The organism is Amycolatopsis sp. NPDC048633, from assembly GCF_040650695.1.
Classification (GTDB): domain Bacteria; phylum Actinomycetota; class Actinomycetes; order Mycobacteriales; family Pseudonocardiaceae; genus Amycolatopsis.
The window spans coordinates 109,903-126,875 of the sequence record NZ_JBEZHS010000030.1 but is presented as its reverse complement, the minus strand read 5'-3'; the positions used below and the strand labels follow the sequence as shown (position 1 = coordinate 126,875).

The window sequence follows — 16,973 nt, the reverse complement described above, 5'->3', positions numbered from 1 at the left end:
GCACCGCGTGCGTCGGCTGGACCGGCGGCAGGACGGGGTTGATGCGGCCCGGCGGACGGGTCGGATCCTCCGCGCCCGCCAGCACGCGAGAAGCGCAGCGCGTCACGGGCACCGCGGAGAGCGCGAACAGGAACGCCTGCGCGACCAGCAGGCACGCCGGCGACGGCCAGAGCAGGTAGAACAGTCCCTGAAGGTGCCCTTCACGGCTTTGAACTCAGGCGGGGGCGGGCTCCGTGTGGCGGACCGTCGTGCCGTCGTCGCTGTGCTCCGGGTTGTTCGTCGGCGCGTTGAGGACCTCGTCGTCGAGGAGGCCTTCGCCGCGCGCCACGATCACCGGGACCGCGATCTGGCCGGCCACGTTCGTCGCCGTGCGCATCATGTCCATGATCGGGTTGACCGAGTAGATCAGCGCCAGGCCGATCGCCACCTGCTTCGCGTCGAGGCCGATGAACGACGTCGTCAGCGTGAACGCCGTCAGCCAGCCCGTGGTGCCGGCGGTCGCCAGTGCGCCGACCACCGCGACCACCACGATGCCGACGTACTGCCAGAAGTTGAGCGACACCCCGGCCAGGTTGGCGACGAAGATCGCCGCGATCGCCGGGAAGACCGCCGCGCAGCCGTCCATCTTCGTCGCGCTGCCGAGCGGAGTCGCGAAGGCCGCGTACGCCGGCTGGACGCCGAGGTTCACCGCGGACTGGCGGGTCAGCGGCAGCGTCGCGGCCGAGGACTGCGACGCGAACGCGAACTGGATCGCCGTGCCCGACTTCGCGAAGAACTTCAGCGGGCTGACCTTCGCCACGAACCGCAGGAGGATCGGGTAGACGACGAACAGCACGACCAGGCAGCCGACGTACACCGCGAGCGTGGTGGAGAACAGCGGCCGGAACAGCGCGTCGCCGTAGTTGGACACCGCCGCGCCGATCAGGCCGATGATGCCGATCGGGGCCAGCCGGACGATCCAGCCGAGGTAGCGCTGGATGATCTCGAAGACGCTCGTCGTGAAGTCCACGAACGGCTTGGCCTTGTCACCCAGGCTGTACGCGGCCGCGCCGATGACCAGCGCGAGGAACAGCACCTGCAGCGTCTCGCCGTCGGCGAACGCCTTGAAGAAGTTCTCCGGCAGCAGGCCGTCGACGAACGCGTCCCACGATCCCCAGCTGCTGACGCTCTTCGCCGCCTTGTCGGCGTTCTTGGCGGTCGCTTCGACACCGCCGAGGCCACCCGAGCCGGGGTTGAAGAGCCGGCCGACCGCGATGCCGATCAGCGAGGCGATGAACGACGTGATGGCGAACCAGAGCACCGTCTTGCCGCCGACGCGGGCGGCGGTGCGGCCGCCGCCGAGCTTCCGGAGGCTGTTGATGCCGACCACGATCGCCGTGAAGACCAGCGGGATCACCGCGATCTGCAGCAGCGTGGTGAAGATGGAGCCGATCTGGTCGAGGAGATCGGTCAGCCACCCGGCTTCGGTCTGCCGCGCGACGACGCCGAGCAGGGCGCCGATGACGAGGGAGCCGAGAACCGCGGCCGCGAACACCCGCGGCTTGGTGTATGTCCGTAGAAAAGACACGGGGAGTCTCCGGTGCTCGAAAGTTTCCTGTTTTGCCTCGTGAGGAGAACGTCAGGCAAGAGGAGACTCTTCCGGATCACCCGGTGGTGTGGCGCTCTTCTCAGGATGCGGGAGGACGCCAGAGATCCACGACACTCACGCCGACCTCCGCGAGCAGCCGGCGGGTCAGCGGCAGGCTGATGCCGATGACGCTGGTGTGGCCGCCGTCGAGCCCGTCGACGAACCAGCTGCCCAGGCCGTCGATCGTGAAGCCGCCGGCCACGTGCAGCGGCTCGCCGGTCGCGATGTAGGCGTCGATCTCCGCGGCGCTCGGCGTGCCGAACCGGACGGTCGTCGACTCCCAGCCGCTGGTCTCCTTCGCGCGCGTCCCGCCGTCGAGCCGGACGACCGCGTGTCCGGTGAGGAGTTCACCGGTCGACCCCGCCATCGCGGCCCAGCGCTGCCGGGCGATGTCCGGGTTCGCCGGTTTGCCGACCATCCGCCCGCCGATGTTCAGCATCGAGTCGCAGGCGACGACGACGGCGTCCGGGTGGGCCGCGGCCACCTGGTCGAGGACCGCTTCGGCCTTGGCCGCGGCGAGGGCCGCGACCAGTTCCGGCGGTGACGGGTCGGTGAGCGACGCGGCGACGGCGTCCTCGTCGACGCCGGAGACGAACACGGCCGGATCGAGGCCCGCGGAGCGCAGGAGGGCGAGCCGGGCGGGGGACTGGGAGGCGAGGACGAACTGCACCCGGCGAACGTACCCGGACGCTCGCCGTAACCGAATTGTGACCGGCGTCACGCGACGGGAGAGTTAGTTTGTTGTTGCTCGCAACATATGGCGCCGGGAAAGACGCGGAGGTGGCCGATGACCGTACGGGTCACGGAATCGACGCCCGTCACCAGGGCTCAGTCGCTGTGGTGGACCAGGATCCGCGCGACGAAGGGCCGGGCGACCATCCGGGCGGATTCGGCCTCGGTGCCGAAGACCGCGCGCTGAACCACCGCTCCCGCGGTCCGTGCGAGCCTCCGGTCCCCGACACCCGGAGGCTCGCACGGTTTCAGGCTGCGGCGGCTTCGGGAGCCGGCGCCGGGGTTTCCCAGCGCGGCTTGACCTGCCGCAGCATGGCCGCCGAGATGACGCCGAGCAGCAGTACCACCATCGGCAGCAGCATCGTCACGCGGGCGGCGTCCGTCAGTCCACTGTGGACCGCTTCCGAGGCCAGCTTCCCGGCCTGGGCGGCGATCTCCGCGGGTAGCCCCGGCATCGGCGACGGCCCACCGGCCGACCCGAACTCCCCGGTGCTCGCCGCGGCCTTCGCGATCCCTTCCGCGAACGGCGCCCGGTACTGCGCCGGCAGCTGCGAGGCCGCCTTCGTGGCTTCGTCCGCGATGGACGAGCTGACCTGCGCCTGCAGCAGCACGCCGATCGCCGCGGACCCGAGCACGCCGCCGACCTGGCGGGACGTGTTGAAGATCCCCGAAGCCGTCCCGGCCAGCCGCGGCTCCACCGAACCCATCGTCATGTTGCTCATCGGCGAGAAGATGCAGCCGATCCCGAGCCCGCACAGCAGCAACGCCGGGATGAAGCTCCACGGGCTGCTGTCCGGGGACGCCTGCCACGAAATGACCCCCAGCCCGACCGCCAGCGAGGCGAGGCCGAACATCACCAGGTACTTGCCGTTCACCTTGTCGGACAGGTTCCCGACGAACGGCGCCACGATCCCCGACAGCAGCGACATCGGCGCGGTCAGCAGGCCCGCCATCGTCGGGCTGAGGCCGAGCACCGACTGGATGTAGATCACCAGCGGCAGGAACATGCCGGTCATCGCGAAGCCGACCGTCGTCGCCGTGAGCGTGCCCGCCGAGAAGTTGCGGTTCGCGAACACCTGCAGCGGCAGCAGCGGCTCCCGTTTGTTCACCCGCTGCCACACCACGAACGCCACCAGCAGCAGCACGCCGGCGCCGATGATCTCGAACACCGTGATCCCGCCCCAGACGGTGCCCCAGTCGTACTGCTGGCCGTTCTGCACGCCGAACACGATGAACAGCAGCGCCAGGCTGGAGAGCAGGATGCCGATCACGTCGAACGAGTGCGAGTGCTTCGGCTGCCAGTCCGGCACCAGCAGCAGCGTCATGACGATGGCGACCACACCGATCGGCACGTTGACGTAGAAGATCCACTCCCAGCCGAAGTGGTCGACGAGCACGCCGCCGAGCAGCGGGCCGGTGATCGTCGCCAGCCCGGCGACGCCGCCCCACATGCCCATCGCCGGGCCGCGCTTGGCCGGCGGGAACAGGTGGGTGATGAACGCCAGCGTCTGCGGCGTCATCAGCGCGGCGCCGATGCCCTGGACGGCGCGCGCGGCGATCAGCATCTCGACGTTGCCGGACAGGCCGCACCACAGCGACGCACCGGTGAACACGACCAGCCCGGCGAGGAACACCCGCTTCGGGCCGAAGCGGTCACCGAGGCGGCTGGTGAACAGCATCGGCACGGCGTAGGTCAGCAGGTAGACGCTGATCACCCAGACGACGGAGTTCAGCCCGGCGTTCAGCTCGCGCAGCATGGTCGGGATCGCGATCGACACGATCGTCGTGTCGAGCAGGATCATGAAGAAGCCGAGGCACAGCGCGCCGAGCGCGGCCCACGGGTTAGCTTGTCTTGCGTTCATCGTCGTCTTCCTCGGTGATGAGCGTGAGCTTCGGTTGTTCGCAGTCCTGGAACGGGATCCGCCCGGACTTCAGGTCTTCGCGGAGGCGCTCGGTCCACTCGAGCTCGAACTTCCGCTGGTCGCACTTGTACTGCCAGTCGAGCCAGTAGATGAGCGGCGTCCGGTCCTCGGCGAGGCGCTCCAGCACGGCCTGGTCGGCCGCGACGGCGGCGCGCAGCCGTGTGATCCGGTGTTCGAGCTCGAGCAGGGACGTCTCCTTGCCGAGCTCGTCGATCACGGCGAGCCCGGACAGGTACGCGGGGAACTCTTCGGCGAGGTCGCCCAGCAGCTCGCGGCCGCGCTGGTTGAACTCGTCCAGGCCGGGCTGGGTCATGCCGTAGACGGTCCGTTCGGGCCGCCTGCCGTCGCGCTGCGTGTCGACGACCTCGATGAAACCGTTGCGCTGCAGGCGTTCCACGGTGTGGTAGAGCGACCCGGCCTTCACGTTGACGCGGGTGCTGACGTACCGCTCGCGCATCAGCGAAGCCATCTCGTACGGGTGCATGGGTTTCTCGTGGAGCAGCTCCAGCACGGCGAGGCCGAGTGGGGTCAGCTTGGCCGAGGCCATGATCGTTAGTCCCTTCGGATGACTCCAGGTCGTTTATTCCACGTGGACTATACGGCGCAGACTAGTACCCGGTCCACGGTCAATCCTGTGACGGTGCGTACACACCGCGAAAGCCGTGAGGGGCACCTTCAGGGCTTCAAGATCCCTGAAGGTGCCCCTCACGGCTTCTCTCAGAACGGCCAGTCGGCGTTCCGTCCCGCCTCGAGCAGGGGAATCATCCGGAACGCCTGGTCGGTCAGGCCGCCGAACGTGTGCCGGTGCGCGGTGCCGGACGGCGTGTGGCCGAACCGGTAGCCGGCCAGGTTCCACGTGTACAGCGGCACGTGCGCGGGAACGGCCTGGCCGACATCGCCGTACGCGGCCTGCTCGTCGGTGAGGATCACGACGCGGTCGTGCTTCGCGAAGTGCTTCTTCACCGCGCCCGCCGTGTTGGTGCCGCCGCCGAGGAAGAACCCGCCGGACTTCCAGCGCTCGACGTCGCTCAGCAGCGACCCGCCCTGACGCAGCGTGAACACCTTCGTGCGCGCGCCGCCCAGCAGGCGGTCCGAGAACGACACGACGTCGGCGTCCGCGCACCGGCGGCCCAGCGCGAGGCCGAAGACCGCGGCGGCGTCCCAGCGCAGCAGGCTGCCGTCCTTGCTGAAGCGCATGTTCATCGACGCCGAGGTGTCGACGAGCACGAGCGTCCGGCCCGGCAGCTCCGGCACGTTCGCCAGCGAATGCGTGATCGCCTGCTCCAGCGCCCACGCCCAGCGCAGCGACGGCGCCGCGCGGTAGGCCGACAGGAACCGCATCGGCAGCTGCCGCGACTTCGCGACCTGTGCCGGATCGGCCAGCCGCGCGGCGACCCGCTGCGCGACCTCGTCCGAGACGCCGGCCTCGTCGAAGTTGCGCAGGTTGCGCAAGAGCGCCATGAAGCCCATCGACGGGATCAGCGCCTCCCAGACGCCCGCGTCGAGCGGCCCCTGCAGCCAGCCGGCGACCGACTCCCACGTCATGCCCGCCGCGCGGAGCACGTCCGCGGCGTCCGGCCGCTCGAACAGCGCACGACGGCGCGGCACGTCCCACGCCGTCAGCTCGGCGCGGGCGCGCAGCACGGGGAGTGCGTCCGGCAGCGGGTTTCCGCGGTCGTGCCGCTCGTCGAGGACGTGCTTGAACAGCTCGCCCTGGGCGGAGTCGCCGTTCGCCGGGTGGGTCAGCTCGAGGACGTCGGCGAAGCGGAACGCCCGCGCCGCCGAGTCCCACTTGACGTACGACCGCTCGTTGTAGAGCTTCCGCGCCGCGTCGGCGACGCCGCGCTTGACCGGCTTCGGGATGTTCTTGCCGTGCAAGGAAGTCCAGTAGGCGAGCAGCTCACCGGGCTCGTCGGCCCGCAGCAGGACGTCGGCGACGACCTGGCGGCCGAGCCCGTCGAGCCCGGCGTCGCGCCGCGCCTTGGCGAACTCGGCCGCGCCGGCGAGCGACGCGCTGCGCAGGTTCGCCTCGGTGCGCAGCCAGCGCAGGAACCGGGCCGTCCACTGTGGATCCTCGAGGGTCGCGGCGCGGACGAGCTTGGCGTAGCGGGTGTCGCGCGCGCCGGCGGACTCGTAGAAGGTGTGCTCACTGACCATGTTGGTGACGGCGAGCAGGAAGAGCTCGGACCGGGCGTCGCGCGCGTAACCGGCGCCGCCCTCGTAGGTGACGGCGGACGGCGTGGCCTCGCTGCGGACCGGAGAGGTCGCGGCGGGCGCGCGGGCGGTGTTGAACTTGCTCATTTCTCCCCCTTGTAATGGGGGAGCCGCGGCCACAGCGATGCCCGAGATCGAAGTCGGTGAAGGTACGGTTGCTGCTCTGCCGGACTGAGCTACCGGACCGTGTGTGGTCCGGGAGGGATTCGAACCCCCGACCTGCCCAATAGGAGTGGAAGTAACCCTCGCCTGCGCACCGGGCATCGGTGTGACCGCGGCTCCCGAGATCTTGCTCGCACCGGGAGTGCGGGTGCCCGAGATCGAAGTGGTGAAGGCTTTCGGGAGTCGAACCCAAGGGATACCAGAGAAGTAACCCTCACCGCCGCACCGGGCGAGAGCTACGTTAGCCGTCGCGCCGCCCCGGGGAAACCGAATATCCGCCAGGTGTGTGGACGGCCTGGCCGACCACTGGTAGTTCGTGCTAAGAACTATGTATCGTCAGTTCGTAGCACGAACTAACACTGGGAGGAATCATGACGCACTTCGGCATCGGGGTGTCCACAGCGGTCGCCGCGGTACCCGGCACCCTGGAGCTCGCCGTCCAGGCTGATCGCGCCGGGCTTGATCTGCTCACCGTGTCCGATCACCCGTACCACGCCGACCGGCTCGACGCGTACGCCGAGATCGGGGTCCTGCTCGGGCGCACCGAACGGATCTCCGGCCTGGTCAGCGTCACCAACCTGCCGACGCGGCCCGCGTCGATGCTCGCTCGCACCATCACGTCGTTGAGCGCCCTGACCGGCGGCCGGATCGTGCTCGGGATGGGCGTCGGCGGGCTGTGGGACGACATCGCGCGGCTCGGGTTCTCCAAGCTGACCCCCGGCCAAGCGGTCCGCGCCTTCGAAGAGGGCATCCGGCTCGTCAAGATGCTCGGCGGAGGCGGCGGACCCGTCACCTTCGACGGCGAGTTCTACCAGGTCACGAACCTGGAACCCGCCGCGGAGAAGATGCCGCCGGTGTGGACCGGCTCGGTCGGGCCCAAGTCCCTCGCCGTCACCGGGCGCGTCGCCGACGGCTGGATGCCCGGCCGCGCCGCCGACTGGCTCAGCGAGCGCTACCGCACCTCGCGCCCGCTGATCGACAAGGCCGCCGTCGACGCCGGGCGCGACCCCGCCGGCATCGCCACCGTCTACAACTTCCCCGGCCGGATCAGCGAACAGCCGTTGCCGAACACCCGCACCGACGACGGACGCTGGATCGGCGGCTCCCCGGACCAGTGGATCGAGGAGCTGACCGGCGCGGTCCTGGAGCACGACGCCGCCGGGTTCGTGCTGTTCGGCCCGGGCGGCACCACCCCTGACGCGGACTCCGCCGCGCGCTGGGCCGGGGAGATCGTGCCCGCCGTGCGGGAAGCCGTCGCGAAGTAGGCTGGTGCGATGGGGAAACACGGGGAGGACCTCGGCGTGGTGGCCGGGCTCGTGCGGGCGTCGTTCCTGGTGAACGCCGTCTACGCCGAGTCGGCCCGCGAGTACGGGCTGACCGTGCAGCAAGGGCAGCTGCTGTGCGTGCTGATGAGCCGGCCGTACGGCATGGGCGACCTCGGCGCGACGCTCGGCCTCGAGAAGTCGAGCCTGACGGGCCTGGTCGACCGCGCGGTCCGGCGCGAGCTCGTGCGCCGCGAGCCCGACCCGGACGACCGCCGGGCGGTCCAGGTCGTGTTGACGGAAGACGGCCGCGACCTGGCGGAGGACTTCTACGCGGCGACCTGCCGGCGCGTCGACGAACTGGCCGCGGGCCTGGCCGGTCCCGAACGGGACAGGCTGGCGGCGCTGCTCGGCCAGGTCGTCCGCGAGAACGAAGTCCCGACCGTGTTTCTCGACACCGTTCAGCGCTGAGAGATCAACTGGGGAAACCTGAAGCGCGCCAAGCACCTTCGCTGGGGTGAAGCGGCTTACGCAGCGAAGCAGCGTGATCGCCCCACCACGACGTACGCGGCTTCGGCTTCTCCGGCGCCTTCGCGGCCGACGCTGCGGCGACGACCGCCGTCAGCGCCGCCAGTTCGGCGTCGCTCGGGTTCCCGCGGACCACCCTCAGCAAGGGTTTCTCGTCGCTCACAGCGGGATGTTCCCGTGCTTCTTGGGCGGCAGCGACTCGCGCTTGTTGCGCAGCAGCGAAAGCGCCCGCGCGACGTGCCCGCGGGTGTGCGCCGGCACGATCACCGAGTCGACGTACCCGCGCTCGGCCGCCGCGTACGGGTTGAGCAGCGTGTCCTCGTACTGCTCGATCAGCTCGGCGCGCAGGGCGTCGACGTCCTTGCCCTCGTTCGCCGCGTTGGCCAGCGTCTTGCGGTGGACGATGTTCGCCGCACCCTGGGCGCCCATCACCGCGACCTGCGCGGTCGGCCAGGCGAGGTTGATGTCGGCGCCGAGGTGCTTGGAGCCCATGACGTCGTACGCGCCGCCGAACGCCTTGCGCGTGATGATCGTGACCAGGGGAACCGTGGCCTCCGCGTAGGCGAAGATCAGCTTCGCGCCGCGGCGGATGATGCCGTTCCACTCCTGCTCGGTGCCCGGGAGGAAGCCGGGGACGTCGACGAACGTGAGCACCGGGATGTTGAACGCGTCGCAGGTGCGCACGAACCGCGCGGCCTTCTCGGACGCGTCGATGTCGAGGCAGCCGGCGAACTGCGTCGGCTGGTTGGCGACGACGCCGACGCTCTGGCCGTCGACGCGGCCGAAGCCGACGATGATGTTCGGCGCGAACAGCTCGTGGACCTCGAGGAACTCGCCGTCGTCGACGACGCGGTTGATCACCTCGTGCATGTCGTACGGCGTGTTCGGGGAGTCCGGGATGAGCGTGTCGAGCTCACGGTCCGAGTCGGTGACATCGTCGAAAAATCCCGCCGGAGCGTCTGACGGTTCGAACACCGGCGCGTCGGAGAGGTTGTTCTGCGGCAGGTAGGAGAGCAGTTCCTTGACGTAGGCGATCGCGTCTTCGTCGTCGTTGCCGAGGTAGTGCGCGACGCCGGACTTCGTGTTGTGGGTGCGGCCGCCGCCGAGCTCCTCGAAGGTGACGTCCTCGCCGGTGACCGTCTTGACGACGTCCGGGCCGGTGATGAACATCTGCGACGTCTCGTCGACCATCACGACGAAGTCGGTGAGCGCGGGGGAGTAGACGTGGCCGCCCGCGTTCGCGCCCATGATCAGCGAGATCTGCGGGATGACCCCGGACGCGTGCACGTTGCGGCGGAAGATCTCGCCGTAGAGGCCGAGCGAGACGACGCCTTCCTGGATGCGCGCGCCGCCGCCCTCGTTGATGCCGACGATCGGGCGGCCGGTCTTGATCGCGAGGTCCATGACCTTGACGATCTTCTCGCCGTAGACCTCGCCGAGGCTGCCGCCGAAGATGGTGACGTCCTGGCTGAACACGCAGATCGGGCGGCCGTCGACGGTGCCGTAGCCGGTGACGACGCCGTCGCCGTAGGGGCGGTTCTTCTCCTGGCCGAAGTTGGTCGAGCGGTGCCGGGCGAGCTCGTCGAGCTCGACGAACGAGTTCTCGTCGAGCAGCAGCTCGATCCGCTCGCGCGCGGTCTTCTTGCCCTTGGCGTGCTGCTTCTCCACCGCGCGGGCCGAGCCCGCGTGCACCGCCTCGTCATACCGGCGATACAGGTCGGCCAGCTTGCCGGCCGTGGTGTGGATGTCCGGTTCGTCCTCGGGCGGCGTCCCGAGCGGCTCCGTCGCACTGCTCATGCCACGGGAGCTTAGCTACTTGCCGGTCACTTCGCGTGTGGCGTAGGCAACGTCCCCGGACATCGGGTACTCCGGCAGTGTGATCGCCTCGGCCGGCGGCGACATGAACTTGCCCGCCAGGCCCGAGACCCGGCCGAGCAACGGGGACGCGGCCACCCGCACCGCGGTCCGGAACGCGCTGAGCTGCAGCCGGCTGCGGGGGTGGGCGATCTGCGGTGCCCCGGGCGGGAGCTGCTGCGCCTTCGTGACCAGGGGACGCAGTACCTGTTCGTAGCGGGCGAAGGCGGCGCGGGGATCGTCGTGGCCGGCGAGTTCCCCCGCCAGGACGTACGCGCCGGCCAGGGCCAGGGTGGTGCCCATGCCGCTGACCGGGGACGCGCAGTGGGCGGCGTCGCCGAGCAGCGCGACCCGGCCGCGGCTCCACGTGTCGAGCTTCGCCTGGCCGATGTCCTCGAAGTACAGGGAGCCGTTGTCCAGCTCGGCGAGTACGCGCGGAGCCGCCCAGCCGACGTCGGCGAACGTCGCCCGCAGGATCGCCACGACGTCGTCGCGGCCGAGCCGGTCCAGGCCGCGCACGTCGGAGATGAAACTCAAGGAAGCCTGGGTGGTGCCGAGGTTGTCCGGGCGCAGGGAGAGCATCCGCCCGCGCCCGCAGGGCAGCACCCGCCACCGGTCGGTGTCGTCGCCGGTGCGCGGGATCGCGAGGAAAGCGTTGTAGAGGCCCAGTTCGTGGATCCGCGCGTCGGGCATGATCAGCGCGCGGCTGCGCGAGCGGAGACCCTCGGCGAGGACCACCGCGTCGAAGCGGCGGCCGGTGCCGTGCCGGAACTCGACGTCGACTCCGGAGCCGTCGTCGTCCAGGGCGGTGATCTGGTCGCCGAAGACGTACTCGGCGTCGTGCGAGGAGTGCTCGTAGAGGATCTTGGCGAACTGACCGCGGAGGATCTCCAGCTCGGCGGTGCCACCGGAGGTGTCGTCGGTCCCGCCCCCGAAGCTGGCGATCGCGCGGCCGCGCTCGTCGACGAACTCCGTGCCGGTCTCCCCGGTGTGGGCGGCGCGGACGGCGTCCTCCAGGCCCATCCGGCGGATCACCTGGCGCCCGACCCCGCGGACGTCGATGTTCTGGCCCTGCTCGCGCACGCGGTCGAAGCGCTCGACGACGGTCACTTCCCAGCCCGACCGCGAAAGCCATGAAGCCAACGTGGGACCGGCGATGCTGGCACCGGAAATCAGGATGCTGCGACGACTCAAGGTGGACCTCCCTTGCACCCACGGTAGCCGTCCGAGCTCAGCCGGGCCGGACCAAGCCGGATTCATAGGCGGCGATCACCAGCTGCGCCCGGTCCCGGGCCGCCAGCTTGTGCAGCAGCCGGCCGATGTGGGTCTTCACCGTCGCGATCCCCAGATGCAGCCGCGCGGCGATCTCGTCGTTCGACAACCCCCGCGCGATCAGCGCCAGCACTTCCTGCTCGCGTGCCGTCACGCCGTCCAGCTGCTTCACCGGGCCCGTCGGCAGCCGCGCGAACTCCGACACCAGCCGTCGCGTCACCGACGGCGCCAGAAGAGCGTCCCCCGAAGCCACGATCTCGATCGCCGACAACAGGTCGGCCGGGCGCGTGTCCTTCAGGAGGAACCCGCTCGCGCCGGCGCGCAAAGCCGCGTACACGTATTCGTCGAGGTCGAACGTCGTCAGCATCAGGACCCGGACCTCCGACTCCGCGCAGATCCGGCGCGTCGCCTCGATGCCGTCCATCGACGGCATCCGGACGTCCATCAGCACGACGTCCGGCTTCTCGCGCCGCGTCAGCGCCACCGCCTCGACGCCGTCCGAGGCCTCGCCGACCACCTCCAGGCCCGGTGCGCTGTCGACCAGCACCCGGAAGCTGCCGCGCAGCAACGCCTGGTCGTCGGCGATCAGGACGCGGGTCATCGGGCCGCCGCCGTCTCGTAGGGGAGCCGCGCGAACACGCGGAAGCCGTCGTCGGCCGGGCCGGCGGAGAAGTCGCCGCCGTAGACGGCCACGCGCTCGCGCATCCCGATCAGGCCGTGGCCCGGGGTCGCGGGGCCGCCGCGGCCGTCGTCGCGGACCTCGATGCTCACCTCGCCCTCACCGCCCGTGACGCGGATCCGGCACGTCGTCGCGGCCGCGTGTTTGACCACATTGGTCAGTGCCTCCTGCACGATCCGGTAGACCGACTGGCCGACGCCGCCCGGCAGCTCGTCGAGACCGTCGATGGCGAGGTCGACGGACGGGCCCGCCTGCTCCGCGCGTTCGGCGAGCGCGCGCAGGTCGTCGAGCGTCGGGGCGGGCGCCAGGGCCGGGACGCCGGTGCCGTCGCGCAGCACGCCGAGCATCCGCCGCAGCTCGGCCAGCGTCTCGCGGCTGGTGTCTTCGATGACGCGCAACGCTTCCCGCGCTTCCTCGGGCTGCTCCAAAGCGACGTGGTTGCCGACGGCCGCCTTCACCGCGATCAGGCTCATGCTGTGCGCGACGACGTCGTGCATCTCGCGCGCGATCCGCAGCCGTTCCGCGGAAACCGCTTCCCGTGCGTGGTTTTCCCGCTCGGCCACGGCGTACTCGCGGCGCCCGTGGACGGCGATGCCGAGCGCGAACCCGACGATCAGCGCCGACGCCCCGAAGTTGACGGTGGTGGCGGTGCTCGGGTTCGGCACCGCGACCCCGAGCAGGCCGATCCCGAGCAGCCCGGCCACGAACCCGATCCGCGACGCCCGGCTGCCCCGGTGCACGACGAACGTGTAGAGCGCGCACCCGGCCGCCACGACGGCGACCGCGAGCACCGGCCCGCCGATCGGCACGGCCGCCGCGGTCAGCACGAGCGCCAGGACGTAGGCGGGCCGCGGCCACCAGCGCCGCAGCACGATCGGGGTGACGCTCGTCAGCATGATCGTCCAGCCGAGCCAGGCGGGGAGCCACAGCGGCAGCGCCCACGCCCCGGCGGCGAGGTTCCCGCCGGCCCCGATCGCCAGCACCAGGACCGCGAGCACGTCCAGCACCACGCGAATTCGCATGAACCGAACGTAATGCGGACGCGCGCGCCGCGCGTCAACCCTGAGTCGGACGCTCCGCGTAATGCTTCTTCACGGCCTCGACGCGGTCAGGTGTCCAGTCGGCCAGTTCGACGCCGTGCGTTGCGGCGAACAGCTTGTCGAGCTGCTCGTGACGCCTGGCCAGCTCCGCGACGACGTCGCCGGGCGCGGGCTCGGTGAACTCGACGCGGGTGCCTTCGAGGGGGTCCTGCAGCACGTGCCAGCCGGGTTCGTCCGGGAGCAGCGCGCGGACCTCGTCCACCGGCTTCCAGACGAGGTCGCGACGGAAGCGGATCGTGCCGTCGGGCCGGACCTCGCCGAAGCCGAGGCCGAATTCCTCCACATAGGACGCCATCGGGGCGTGCCACTCCTTCGGCTGCTCGAAGTCACGGCCGGACAGAAGCGCGTCGAGCGTGTCGAGGCAGACGTCCCAGCCGGCGGCGTTGCGGCCTGCGGCCAGCTTCGCGATCGCCGGGTCGCCGCGGCCGAAGGTGTGGGTGAACTCCAGGAGGCTGCCGTCGCCGTCGGGGGAGATCAGCCAGCGCAGGGTGTCGTCGTTCCAGACGAAGGTGAATTCGCGCGGCGGGTCGACCGTGACGACCCGGCCGGTCGTCGAGGTGTCCGCGCCGGGGAAGGTGAACCGGATCTCGCCGCCGTCGCGCAGCTCGACGTCCACCTTCGCCGGGAACCAGTGCTCGAGCTCGCCCGGGTCCGTGACGGCGTGCCAGACCTTCTCGGGCGCGTGCTTCAGACGGCGTTCCAGTCGCAGGACAGGGCGATCATCTTCGGTCAGCAGTTTCGCGGGCATGCCCGTATATAACCATCGAGGCATATATGGGTCAAGCGCCGCGGACGGCGGCGACCGCGGCGGTCAGCTCCGGATCGCCGGCGGCCTTGTCGAGCGAGGTCCGCAGCACCGAGCAGTACGTCGGCTCGGTCTCGGCGTAGCGCTTGCGACCGGCGTCGGTGATCACCGAATAGACGCCGCGGCGGTCGTCTTCGCACAGGTCGCGGACGGTCAGGCCGGCGTCCTCGAGCCGGGCGCACATCCGGCTGACCGAGCTCTGGTTGAGCCCGATCGCCTCGGCGAGCTCCTGCATCCGCAGGCCGCCGCGCGGGCCCGCGACCAGCTTTCCGAGCGCGCGGTACTCGGACAGGCCGAGCCCGTGTCTCCGTTGCAGTGCTTTCCCCAGGTCCTGCTCGATGCGGGCGTGCAGCACGAGCATGCGTCCCCAGGACTGTTCGTCGACGGTCATGTTCCCGCCTTCCTCTTGACATCAGCATAGTCCAGGGACAGTCTTTATATGTACATGCAAGTAACTGAGGGGACCTGGGATGACGCGGAACTTCCTTTTCCTGGTCGGCGCGGCGCGGGCCGGCGGGAACACGGAGATGCTGGCCCGACGGGCGGCGAAAGAGCTGCCTCACGACGCTGAGCAGCAGTGGCTCCGGTTGCCGGAGCTGCCGTTGCCGCCGTTCGAGGACCGCCGGCACGGCGCCGGTTCGCATCCGGAGCCGGGCGAGAACGAGCGGCTGCTGATGGACGCGACGTTCGCTGCGACCGACATCGTCGTCGTGTCGCCGGTGTACTGGTACTCGGTCGCGGCGAGCGTGAAGCTCTACCTGGACTACTGGTCGGGCTGGATGCGGCTGCCCGTCGAGTTCAAGCCGAAGATGCGCGGCAAGTCGCTGTGGGGCGTGAGCGTCCTGAGCGAGACGGCGCGCGAGGCCCAGCCGCTGATCGGCACGCTCGAGCTGTGCGCGGAGTACCTGGGCATGAACTGGGGCGGCGTGCTCCTGGGGAACGGCAGCCGCCCCGGCGACGTGCTCCTGGACGCCGACGCGATGTCCGCGGCTTCGACGTTCTTCACCGGGGCGGATCTGGTATCCGCCTAGAACTTCGCGGGCAAAGATCGGGGGCATGCGAACGACGAAGAGGGTCGCCCTCGGTGTGGTGGCCGTCGCCGCCTCGGTGGTGTGCGCGCCGGTCGCGCACGCCGCCGCGGCGCCGGTCCTGGCGGTGACGGCGGTGTCCGCGAGCGGGGACGACGGGCACGTCGCGGCCGGCAGCCTGGACGGCGACCTCGGCACCCGCTGGTCGGCCGAGGGTGACGGCGCGTGGATCCGGTACGACCTGGGCTCGGCGCACACCGTCGGGTCGGTGGCGCTCGCGTGGTACCAGGGCGACACCCGGGTCTTCACGTTCGACGTCCAGGTCTCCGGCGACGGTTCGGCCTGGACCACGGTCCTGTCCCGCCACGCGTCCGGTGGTGGCACCGCGGACTTCGAGACCGCGGACTTCGCCGGCACCTCCGGCCGCTACGTGCGGATCGTCGGGCACGGCAACACCAAGAACGACTGGACCAGCATTTCCGAGGCCCACGTCCTCGGCGCCGACGGCGGCAGCGGCGGATCATGCCCGTATCCGGCGGACGTGCTCGACCTCCGCAACTGGTACGAGGGCCTGCCGACCGGCGAAGCCGAAGATCCCACGGTGGTCAAGCAGCCGCGGCTGGCGACCTTCAAGGCCGATCCGTGGTTCGTCCCGACCGCCGACTGCGCCGGGGTCCGGTTCCGGGCCGCGGTCAACGGCGTCACGACCAGCGGCTCCGGCTACCCGCGTTCGGAACTGCGCGAGACGAAGGGCGCGGACCTGGCGAGCTGGTCGTCGACGTCGGGCACGTCGACGATGACGATCCGGGAGGCGATCACCCACCTGCCCGCGAGCAAGCCGCAGGTCGTGGCCGGGCAGATCCACGGCTCCAGCGACGACATCACGGTGTTCCGGCTGGAGGGGGCGAACCTCTACGTCACCAAAGGCGACGACGCCCACTACAAGCTGATCACCGGTGACTACCGGCTCGGCACGGTGTTCGAGGCGAAGTTCGTGGTCTCCGGTGGTGCCGTCAAGGCGTACTACAACGGGACGTTGGTGACCACGATCAGTCAGCAGTTCTCCGGTGCCTACTTCAAGGCCGGTGCCTACACGCAAGCCAACTGTGGCAACTCTTCGCCCTGTTCCGCCGACAACTACGGCGAAGTCGTGATCCACGACCTCACCGTCACCCACACCTAGGCCAGGACGTCCGTCGCGATCAGGCGCAGGCCTCGGACGAGGTCGGCGCCCGACGGTGCGCGGTCCGGGTCGATCAGCCACTGGAGCATCGCGCCCGACAGCAGGGCCTGGTGCACCGTGCCGACGGCGCGGGCCTCGGCGCTGCTGTCGTCGAGGCCCTGGAAGAGGTTCGCCAGCCCGAATCGGGCCAGCTCCAGGGCGTTCGCCAGCTGCGCGCGCACTTCCGGGTCCAGATCCGGCTGCGAGTAGGCCTCGATGCTCACCGCCCACATCCGGCGGTGCTCGCCGAACGACTCGATGACCCGGCGCCAGATCAGCTCGAACCGCTCGGCCGGCGACGCGCTCGCCGGCGTCTCGACCTGCAGCACCTCGGCCAGCGTCTCGCCCCACTCCTCGTTCGCCTCGATCAGCGCCGTGTTGAGCAGCGCTTCCCGCGAGCCGAAGTGGTAGCCGATGGCGGCCATGCTCACGTTTGCCGCCGAGGCCAGGTCTCGCACGGTCGTGCGGGCGTAGCCCTTCTCGTTCAGACAGCGCTTCGCGCCGGCCAGCAGTGCGTCCTTGTTGCCCATGTCCGGAGCCTAGCACGAACGTCTTAGGCGAAAGCC

17 protein-coding genes and 1 tRNA gene are annotated in these 16,973 nt (G+C 70.2%); 4 read left to right on the top strand and 14 right to left on the bottom strand.

What is annotated here, in order from left to right:
* Positions 1 to 214 precede the first annotated feature (214 nt).
* The 6 genes from AB0C38_RS37725 to AB0C38_RS37700 form a co-directional block, all read right to left on the bottom strand.
* Complete coding sequence (locus AB0C38_RS37725; RefSeq protein WP_360682566.1) at positions 215 to 1,567, bottom strand: dicarboxylate/amino acid:cation symporter; 1,353 nt, start codon at positions 1,565 to 1,567, stop codon at positions 215 to 217.
* 100 nt (positions 1,568 to 1,667) lie between these two features.
* Entirely contained in the window at positions 1,668 to 2,297 is a 630-nt protein-coding gene (locus AB0C38_RS37720; RefSeq protein WP_360682565.1) for a nucleoside triphosphate pyrophosphatase, read from the bottom strand.
* 310 nt (positions 2,298 to 2,607) lie between these two features.
* Positions 2,608 to 4,221 (bottom strand): DHA2 family efflux MFS transporter permease subunit, encoded by a 1,614-nt coding sequence (locus AB0C38_RS37715; RefSeq protein ID WP_360682564.1) that lies wholly within the window; start codon positions 4,219 to 4,221, stop codon positions 2,608 to 2,610.
* Entirely contained in the window at positions 4,202 to 4,828 is a 627-nt protein-coding gene (locus tag AB0C38_RS37710) for a PadR family transcriptional regulator (RefSeq protein ID WP_360682563.1), read from the bottom strand. Before AB0C38_RS37710 ends, AB0C38_RS37715 begins: the two co-directional genes overlap by 20 nt.
* 170 nt (positions 4,829 to 4,998) lie before the next feature.
* Positions 4,999 to 6,582 carry a TROVE domain-containing protein gene (locus AB0C38_RS37705; RefSeq protein ID WP_360682562.1) on the bottom strand — a complete coding sequence of 528 codons (1,584 nt, stop codon included), beginning with the start codon at positions 6,580 to 6,582 and terminating at the stop codon, positions 4,999 to 5,001.
* Positions 6,583 to 6,686: 104 nt separating this feature from the next.
* Positions 6,687 to 6,755: transfer RNA gene (locus AB0C38_RS37700), tRNA-OTHER, on the bottom strand.
* Positions 6,756 to 7,028: 273 nt separating this feature from the next.
* On the opposite strand from AB0C38_RS37700, the gene AB0C38_RS37695 reads away from it, so the two are divergent.
* Together AB0C38_RS37695 and AB0C38_RS37690 are read left to right on the top strand one after the other, a co-directional pair.
* Positions 7,029 to 7,922 carry an LLM class flavin-dependent oxidoreductase gene (locus AB0C38_RS37695; protein ID WP_360682561.1) on the top strand — a complete coding sequence of 298 codons (894 nt, stop codon included), beginning with the start codon at positions 7,029 to 7,031 and terminating at the stop codon, positions 7,920 to 7,922.
* Positions 7,923 to 7,931: 9 nt separating this feature from the next.
* Positions 7,932 to 8,390 (top strand): MarR family transcriptional regulator, encoded by a 459-nt coding sequence (locus AB0C38_RS37690; protein WP_360682560.1) that lies wholly within the window; start codon positions 7,932 to 7,934, stop codon positions 8,388 to 8,390.
* Between the two features lie 4 nt (positions 8,391 to 8,394).
* Here AB0C38_RS37690 and AB0C38_RS37685 read toward each other — a convergent pair whose 3' ends face one another.
* Genes AB0C38_RS37685 through AB0C38_RS37655 form a run of 7 tightly spaced genes read right to left on the bottom strand, consistent with a single transcriptional unit; the run spans position 8,395 to position 14,548 of the window.
* The gene (locus AB0C38_RS37685) at positions 8,395 to 8,610 is read right to left on the bottom strand and encodes an acyl-CoA carboxylase subunit epsilon (protein ID WP_360682559.1); all 216 of its coding nucleotides are present in this window, start codon (positions 8,608 to 8,610) and stop codon (positions 8,395 to 8,397) included.
* On the bottom strand, positions 8,607 to 10,244 hold the full coding sequence (locus AB0C38_RS37680) for an acyl-CoA carboxylase subunit beta (RefSeq protein WP_360682558.1): 1,638 nt from the start codon (positions 10,242 to 10,244) through the stop codon (positions 8,607 to 8,609). Before AB0C38_RS37680 ends, AB0C38_RS37685 begins: the two co-directional genes overlap by 4 nt.
* 15 nt (positions 10,245 to 10,259) lie before the next feature.
* Positions 10,260 to 11,495, bottom strand: coding sequence for an FAD-dependent monooxygenase (locus tag AB0C38_RS37675; protein WP_360682557.1), 1,236 nt, complete (start codon positions 11,493 to 11,495; stop codon positions 10,260 to 10,262).
* Positions 11,496 to 11,532: 37 nt separating this feature from the next.
* On the bottom strand, positions 11,533 to 12,174 hold the full coding sequence (locus AB0C38_RS37670; protein ID WP_360682556.1) for a response regulator transcription factor: 642 nt from the start codon (positions 12,172 to 12,174) through the stop codon (positions 11,533 to 11,535).
* Complete coding sequence (locus tag AB0C38_RS37665) at positions 12,171 to 13,274, bottom strand: sensor histidine kinase (RefSeq protein ID WP_360682555.1); 1,104 nt, start codon at positions 13,272 to 13,274, stop codon at positions 12,171 to 12,173. Before AB0C38_RS37665 ends, AB0C38_RS37670 begins: the two co-directional genes overlap by 4 nt.
* A gap of 34 nt (positions 13,275 to 13,308) precedes the next feature.
* Entirely contained in the window at positions 13,309 to 14,100 is a 792-nt protein-coding gene (locus tag AB0C38_RS37660) for an SRPBCC family protein (RefSeq protein ID WP_360682554.1), read from the bottom strand.
* A 31-nt stretch (positions 14,101 to 14,131) separates the two neighbouring features.
* Positions 14,132 to 14,548 (bottom strand): MarR family transcriptional regulator, encoded by a 417-nt coding sequence (locus AB0C38_RS37655; RefSeq protein ID WP_360682553.1) that lies wholly within the window; start codon positions 14,546 to 14,548, stop codon positions 14,132 to 14,134.
* Positions 14,549 to 14,627: 79 nt separating this feature from the next.
* On the opposite strand from AB0C38_RS37655, the gene AB0C38_RS37650 reads away from it, so the two are divergent.
* Both AB0C38_RS37650 and AB0C38_RS37645 read left to right on the top strand, forming a co-directional pair.
* Positions 14,628 to 15,188 carry an NAD(P)H-dependent oxidoreductase gene (locus AB0C38_RS37650; RefSeq protein ID WP_360682552.1) on the top strand — a complete coding sequence of 187 codons (561 nt, stop codon included), beginning with the start codon at positions 14,628 to 14,630 and terminating at the stop codon, positions 15,186 to 15,188.
* Between the two features lie 25 nt (positions 15,189 to 15,213).
* Positions 15,214 to 16,368, top strand: a complete 1,155-nt coding sequence (locus tag AB0C38_RS37645; protein ID WP_360682551.1) for a polysaccharide lyase family 7 protein — start codon at positions 15,214 to 15,216, stop codon at positions 16,366 to 16,368.
* On the opposite strand, the gene AB0C38_RS37640 is transcribed toward AB0C38_RS37645, so the two are convergent.
* Positions 16,365 to 16,937, bottom strand: coding sequence for a TetR family transcriptional regulator (locus AB0C38_RS37640; RefSeq protein WP_360682550.1), 573 nt, complete (start codon positions 16,935 to 16,937; stop codon positions 16,365 to 16,367). The two genes, AB0C38_RS37645 and AB0C38_RS37640, sit on opposite strands and share 4 nt — an antisense overlap.
* Positions 16,938 to 16,973 lie beyond the last annotated feature (36 nt).

Bases quoted from the DNA above. Each gene is read 5' to 3' on its own strand.
- AB0C38_RS37715 (WP_360682564.1), bottom strand. From the start codon at position 4,221: ATGAACGCAAGACAAGCTAACCCGTGGGCCGCGCTCGGCGCGCTGTGC.
- AB0C38_RS37710 (WP_360682563.1), bottom strand. From the start codon at position 4,828: ATGGCCTCGGCCAAGCTGACCCCACTCGGCCTCGCCGTGCTGGAGCTG.
- AB0C38_RS37705 (WP_360682562.1), bottom strand. From the start codon at position 6,582: ATGAGCAAGTTCAACACCGCCCGCGCGCCCGCCGCGACCTCTCCGGTC.
- AB0C38_RS37695 (WP_360682561.1), top strand. From the start codon at position 7,029: ATGACGCACTTCGGCATCGGGGTGTCCACAGCGGTCGCCGCGGTACCC.
- AB0C38_RS37690 (WP_360682560.1), top strand. From the start codon at position 7,932: ATGGGGAAACACGGGGAGGACCTCGGCGTGGTGGCCGGGCTCGTGCGG.
- AB0C38_RS37680 (WP_360682558.1), bottom strand. From the start codon at position 10,244: ATGAGCAGTGCGACGGAGCCGCTCGGGACGCCGCCCGAGGACGAACCG.
- AB0C38_RS37670 (WP_360682556.1), bottom strand. From the start codon at position 12,174: ATGACCCGCGTCCTGATCGCCGACGACCAGGCGTTGCTGCGCGGCAGC.
- AB0C38_RS37665 (WP_360682555.1), bottom strand. From the start codon at position 13,274: ATGCGAATTCGCGTGGTGCTGGACGTGCTCGCGGTCCTGGTGCTGGCG.
- AB0C38_RS37660 (WP_360682554.1), bottom strand. From the start codon at position 14,100: ATGCCCGCGAAACTGCTGACCGAAGATGATCGCCCTGTCCTGCGACTG.
- AB0C38_RS37655 (WP_360682553.1), bottom strand. From the start codon at position 14,548: ATGACCGTCGACGAACAGTCCTGGGGACGCATGCTCGTGCTGCACGCC.
- AB0C38_RS37650 (WP_360682552.1), top strand. From the start codon at position 14,628: ATGACGCGGAACTTCCTTTTCCTGGTCGGCGCGGCGCGGGCCGGCGGG.
- AB0C38_RS37645 (WP_360682551.1), top strand. From the start codon at position 15,214: ATGCGAACGACGAAGAGGGTCGCCCTCGGTGTGGTGGCCGTCGCCGCC.
- AB0C38_RS37640 (WP_360682550.1), bottom strand. From the start codon at position 16,937: ATGGGCAACAAGGACGCACTGCTGGCCGGCGCGAAGCGCTGTCTGAAC.